Source organism: Fundidesulfovibrio sp. (assembly GCF_058402725.1).
The window spans coordinates 1-5147 of sequence record NZ_JBZVFJ010000194.1; the positions used below are offsets into that span (position 1 = coordinate 1).

The 5147-nt window shown below is 69.2% G+C and carries 4 protein-coding genes; 2 read left to right on the forward strand and 2 right to left on the reverse strand.

Annotation, left to right across the window (positions count from 1 at the left end; all coding sequences use genetic code 11):
* Together ACV4UX_RS17105 and ACV4UX_RS17110 are read right to left on the reverse strand one after the other, a co-directional pair.
* Positions 1 to 1503 (reverse strand): glycosyltransferase family 4 protein (locus ACV4UX_RS17105; RefSeq protein ID WP_491594491.1); only part of this gene is annotated, 1503 nt, incomplete at its 3' end.
* Complete coding sequence (locus ACV4UX_RS17110) at positions 1503 to 2984, reverse strand: B12-binding domain-containing radical SAM protein (protein ID WP_491594492.1); 1482 nt, start codon at positions 2982 to 2984, stop codon at positions 1503 to 1505. The genes ACV4UX_RS17110 and ACV4UX_RS17105, both read right to left, overlap by 1 nt.
* 107 nt (positions 2985 to 3091) lie before the next feature.
* Between ACV4UX_RS17110 and ACV4UX_RS17115 the strand changes: the two genes are divergently transcribed.
* Together ACV4UX_RS17115 and ACV4UX_RS17120 are read left to right on the forward strand one after the other, a co-directional pair.
* On the forward strand, positions 3092 to 4195 hold the full coding sequence (locus ACV4UX_RS17115; protein WP_491594493.1) for a glycosyltransferase: 1104 nt from the start codon (positions 3092 to 3094) through the stop codon (positions 4193 to 4195).
* Positions 4196 to 4198: 3 nt separating this feature from the next.
* A partial coding sequence (locus ACV4UX_RS17120; protein ID WP_491594494.1) for a glycosyltransferase family 4 protein occupies positions 4199 to 5147 on the forward strand: 949 nt, incomplete at its 3' end.

Genomic DNA, 5147 nt, shown 5'->3' on the forward strand with positions numbered 1-5147 from the left:
TTCCAGGGTGGCCACCACGGTGCGGCGCAGTTGCTCCACGCGGCGCAGCGTGAAGTCGGAGCGGGGGTCCTGATCCAGGCGTTTCACCAGCCAGATGGTGCCGACGGCCTGGTTGTCGCGGTCCAGGAGGGGCAGTTCGATCTTCAAGAGCGCCCGGTCCAGGAGGTATTCGCGGCGGTCGCGGTCCAGGTCGGGGCGCTGCCAGGTGAAGGCCGCCACCTCGCGGCCCGGGACCTGGGTGACCAGGCCGAAGCGCTCCAGCCCGCCCGCGCCCGGCTCCAGGACCATCTCGCCCAGGTCGAAGCCCAGCTTGGTCAGGGCCTCGGTGACGTTCTCCCACATCCCGGCCACGTCTTCGGACTCGGAAATCTCGATCTGGAGGTTCAGGAAGGTGCGCCGCCCGTGGCTCACCCCGGCCTCGTCGGAGATGTCGCGGATCCATCCGAAGATCTTGTCCATGGCGAAGAAGCTGAAGTAGCCCGCCTTGCGCACGAAGAGGATGAGCGCCCCGCCCAGGAGCAGGATGAAGAGCCCGGCGGGCACGTCGCGCAGGTTCACGATGAGCATCGCCATCAGGGCCAGGAAGACCGTGACCGCGTAGAGGTACACCACCGTCTTGCGCTGGGACCAGCCCCTGGCCAGCAGGTTGTGGTGCACGTGCTCGCGGTCGGGCTCGAAGATCTTCTTGCCGCGCACGAAGCGCCGCAGGGGCGAGGTGAGCGTGTCCAGAAGCGGCACGCCGAAGGCCAGGATGGGCATGAGGATGGTGGCCCCCACCTGGGACTTGGCCGAGGAGAGGATGGAGAGCGCGGCCACCATGTAGCCCAGGAAGTAGCTGCCCCCGTCGCCCAGGAAGATGGAGGCGGGGTTGAAGTTGTAGCGCAGGAACCCCAGGGACGCCCCTGCCAGGGCCGCGAAATACATGGCGGGCAGGGCCTCGGCGCGCATGGTGGCCAGCACCGCCTGCACGGAGCACACGAAGAAGGCCACCCCGGCGGCCAGGCCGTCCAGGCCGTCGATGAGGTTGATGGCGTTGATGAAGAGCACGAACCAGAACACCGTGAGCAGGTAGGAGAGGAACTCGAAATCCACCGAGACCAGCCCGGCCAGGGTGAAGGATTCGATCTTCACGCCCCCGAAGAAGCAGATGCTGGCGGCCGCCACCTGGGCCAGGAGCTTGAGCTTGGCGGGCAGGGGCCTGCGGTCGTCCACGAGGCCCACCAGGAAGATGAACAGACCGCCCCCCAGCACGGACCACAGCTGCCCCTGCTGGAAGAGCCGCCCCTGGAGGGGCACGCCCGGGGCCAGGGTGACGGCCGCCGCGGCCAGGAAGGCCAGCACCAGGGCCAGCCCGCCGGATCGCGGAATGGGGTGGGCGTGGATCTTGCGGCCCTGGGGCGCGTCCATGAATCCGAAGGCCCTGCCGAAGCGCGCGGCCAGGGGCGTGGCGAGAAGCGCCGCCCCCAGACCCGCCGCGAACACGGCCACGACCCAGCGCGTCATCAGAAGGCCCGCCTCACGAAGGTCCACAGGGACTTGGCCAGGCTCGCCACGCCCTTGCGGCGCACCATTTCGGCCATGATGGAGAAGCTCTGTCCCGGCTCCAGGAGGTACTTGAGCACCTTCTTGCGCGCCACGCGGCGCGAAAAGAGGGCGTACCAGCGGTCGATGTCGGCGTTGGAGAGCCCGGGATAGCTCATCACCGAGTCGCCCATGCCGTCGAAGCGGGCCAGGTCGGTGGTGGCCAGGTAGCCGTTCTTCAGGGCCCAGTCGTACATGGGCGTGCCGGGATAGGGCACGGCCTTGGAGACCTGGGCCGTGTCCACCTCCAGCTCTTCCATGTAGGCCATGGACTTGCGGATGGTCTCCTCGGTCTCGCCGGGCAGGCCCATGCAGAAGGTGGCGTGGGTGCGGATGCCCAGCTCCTTGCACCATCTGGCCACCTGTTTGGCCTTGGCCAGGTCCAGGGGCTTGCCGATGGCCTTGAGGATGGACGCGTCGGCCGATTCCACCCCGAACTTCATGCCGATGCAGCCCGCCCCGGCCATGGCTTCGAGCATCTCGCGGTCCACGAACATGGCGTCGCCCATGACGGTCCAGGGGGTGGTCAGGCCCAGGGCCTTGATCTCGCGGCAGACGTCCAGCACGTGTTTCTTGTTCACCACGAAGCTCTGGTCGTCGAAGTAGAACTGGCGGGCTCCGAAGCGCTCCACGCACCAGGCCATCTCCTCGGCCACCTTGCGCCCGGAGCGCACGCGGTACTTGGGCGAGGCGTACATCACGTGGCGTTCCTGGCAGTAGACGCAGCCGCATGGGCAGCCCCGGCTGGAGAGGATGTTGATGCAGGGGCTGTAGAGGGTGAAGTCCGGGTAGATGGTGGCGGGGAAGTCGTCGCGGTCGGGGAAGGGCAGTTCGTCCAGGTCGGCCAGCAGGGGGCGGGCCGTGTTCTCGGCCACCTCGCCGCCCTTGCGCCAGGTGAGTCCGGCCACGCCGGAGAGGTCCGCGCCGTCCATGAGGGCGTTCACCAGGTCGCGCACGGTCATCTCGTATTCGCCGCGCGCCACGTAGTCCACGGCCTCGGCGCGGGCGGCCAGGGCGCGGTGGGTCACGGTGGCGTAGTTGCCGCACACCACCACGCCGCACCCGGTGGCGGCCTTGATGCGCGCCAGGAAGGAGAGATCCTCCTCCAGGGTCAGGGAGGTGAGCTCCACCACGAGCAGCCCGGGCTTGCGCGCCACGATCTCGGAGAAAAGCTCCTCGCTGGTGAGGTCGAGCACCACGCCGTCCAGGCCCCGCACGTGGGCCTTGGTGTCGCGCTTGAGCAGCGCCGAGGCGTACGCCAGCCAGAAGGGGAAGGGGTAGTAGTCCACCGAGCGGGACGTGCCGATGGTCATGGGCCAGCGCGAGCCGGCCTTGATGTAGTGTTTGACGGAACCGTCTGCCTCGATCTTGACGCCGGCCAGGTTGGCCACGAGAACGTTCATAGGGATTATCGGGGAGGTTCGGGTTGGGGGAAAGGGGTTGCCAGGGGCTTTCGCCCCGGCTATGCACAACGGCCAGCCGCTTCTACCCCAAAACGCGACGGACGCCAATGCGCCAGAGTCCCATCATTTTGCACGACGCCTTCCGCTTCCCCGGCGGCGGGGAGAAGGTGGCCCAGTGCCTGGCGGAGCTGACCGGCGGCATCCTCTGGACGGCGGAGTACAACCACGCGGCCTTCCCCCCGGACTTCTTCGGGGAGCGCCACCCCCTGGACCTGCGCGCCCGCCAGGCCCACCCGGACCTGGCCCGCTGGTCCGAGACGGCCTGCCTGTGGAAGGCCTTCGCCACCTTCCCGCCCTCGAACCCGCCCTACACGCTCTACAGCGGCATGCTCGCGCCACTGGCCTGGAAGCGCCTGGGCGGCAAGCGCATCCTCTACTGCCACACGCCCCCGCGCATCCTCTACGACCAGCGCCGCTTCTACCTGCGCTCCATGCCCCGCGCCAAACGCTGGGCCTACGAGATGTTCCTCCGGGTCTTCGAGCACGCCTGGGCAAAGGCCGCGCGGGCCATGGACCTCATCGTCTCCAACTCCCAGAACGTGGCCCACCGCCTGGGGGGCTACCTCCAGCTGGACTCCGTGGTGGTGCACCCGCCCGTGCGCACGGCGGACTTCCGATGGATCGGCCAGGGGGACTACTACCTTTCCACGGCCCGCGTGGACCGGCTCAAGCGCGTGGACACCGTGGTGGAGGCCTTCCTGGGCATGCCGGAGAAGCGCCTGGTGGTGGTCTCGGGCGGCAGCGAGCTGGAGCGGGTGCGCGCCATGGCCGCCGGCGCGCCCAACATCGAGGTGAAGGGCTGGGTGACCCCCGAGGAGCTGCGCGCCCTCACGGGCTCCTGCATCGCCACGGTGTACATCCCCCGCGACGAGGATTTCGGCATCTCGCCCGTGGAGTCCATGGCCGCGGGCAAGCCCGTGATCGGCGTGGCCGAGGGCGGCCTGCTGGAAACCGTGAAGGAGAACCGCACCGGCATCCTGGTGCGGTCCGGCCCCACGGCCTCCGACGTGGCCCTGGCCGTGCAGGCCATGACCCCGCAAGCCGCCCTGGCCATGCGCCCGGCCTGCGAGGAGCGCGCCCGGAAGTTCGACGAGGCGGCCTTCAAGGCGGCCATGGCCCGGCACATCGAATCCGTAACGGGGCAGGGATAGGCCGTGGCGCGCAAACTCCGGCTCATCGTCAACGCCCTGCCCCTCACGGGGGTGAACACCGGCATCGGGCGCTACCTGCGCTGCCTCTACGAGGCCTTCCAGAAAAACCACGGCGGAGACTTCGAGATCGCCTGGTTCGACGGACGCCGCGCCCTGCCCCACATGCCCTCTCCGGCCACGGACGTGTCCGGCCGCTCGCGCCTGGCCAAGCTCTTGTGGAAGCTGCCGCCCCTGGCGGGCCTGGCCGTTCGCCTGGCCCTGCACGCCCGGCGCGAGGCCGCCTTCCGGCGCGAGGCCCGCGGATTCGACCTCTACCACGAGGCAGCCTTCTTTCCCTTCGCCGCGCCCCGTGGCGTTCGCACCGTGTTCACCGTGCACGATCTCTCGCTCATCCGGTACCCGCAGCACCATCCGCGCGAGCGCGTGCTCTATTTCGAGCTGTTCTTCCGCCGCCGCCTGGAAAAGGTGTCGCGCTTCCTGGCCGTGTCGGAGTTCACCCGCCGCGAGATGGCCGAGGTGCTCCTCATCGCGCCCGAAAACGTGGACATCACCCACAACGCCATCGATCCGGAGCGCTTCCGCCCCTGCCCCGGGGCCTCCCGCGTGCCGGGCCTGACCCCGGGCGAACCCTACTTCCTGTTCCTTGGCACCAACGACCCGCGCAAGAACCCCCACGTGATTCCCAGGGCCCTGGCGCTGAGCGGGCTGGACACGCCCCTGGTCCTGGCCGGGTGGAGCGGCTGGTCCGGGGAGGAGAAGGCGGCCGGGCGGGTGATCGAGCTGGGCTACGTGCCCGACGAGGCCCTGCCCGGGCTCTATTCCGACGCCCTGGCCCTGGTCTACCCCAGCGTCTACGAGGGCTTCGGCCTGCCCGTGCTGGAGGCCATGGCCTGCGGCTGCCCGGTGATCACCTCCGGGCTCTCCAGCCTGCCCGAGGTGGGGGGCCAGGCCT

Bases quoted from the DNA above. Each gene is read 5' to 3' on its own strand.
- ACV4UX_RS17115 (WP_491594493.1), top strand. From the start codon at position 3,092: ATGCGCCAGAGTCCCATCATTTTGCACGACGCCTTCCGCTTCCCCGGC.
- ACV4UX_RS17110 (WP_491594492.1), bottom strand. From the start codon at position 2,984: ATGAACGTTCTCGTGGCCAACCTGGCCGGCGTCAAGATCGAGGCAGAC.